The organism is Vibrio sp. OPT46 (genome assembly GCF_015163535.1).
GTDB classification, from domain to species: domain Bacteria; phylum Pseudomonadota; class Gammaproteobacteria; order Enterobacterales; family Vibrionaceae; genus Vibrio; species Vibrio alginolyticus.
This window is the reverse complement of sequence record NZ_JADDYG010000212.1, coordinates 1-218: the sequence shown is the minus strand read 5'-3', so window position 1 is coordinate 218 and position 218 is coordinate 1. Positions and strand designations below refer to the sequence as shown.

General features: G+C 55.5%; 1 rRNA gene. It reads left to right on the top strand.

The annotated features are described in order from the left end of the window. Nucleotides 1-218: ribosomal RNA gene (locus IQR33_RS09085) — 23S ribosomal RNA — on the top strand; the annotation flags it as partial.

Below are 218 nucleotides of genomic sequence, written 5' to 3'. Positions count from 1 at the left end.
CCTACATGTGTAGGATAGGTGGGAGGCTTTGAAGCGCAGTCGCTAGATTGCGTGGAGCCGTCCTTGAAATACCACCCTTGTAGTGTTGATGTTCTAACGTCGACCCCTAATCGGGGTTGCGGACAGTGCCTGGTGGGTAGTTTGACTGGGGCGGTCTCCTCCCAAAGCGTAACGGAGGAGCACGAAGGTGGGCTAATCACGGTTGGACATCGTGAGGT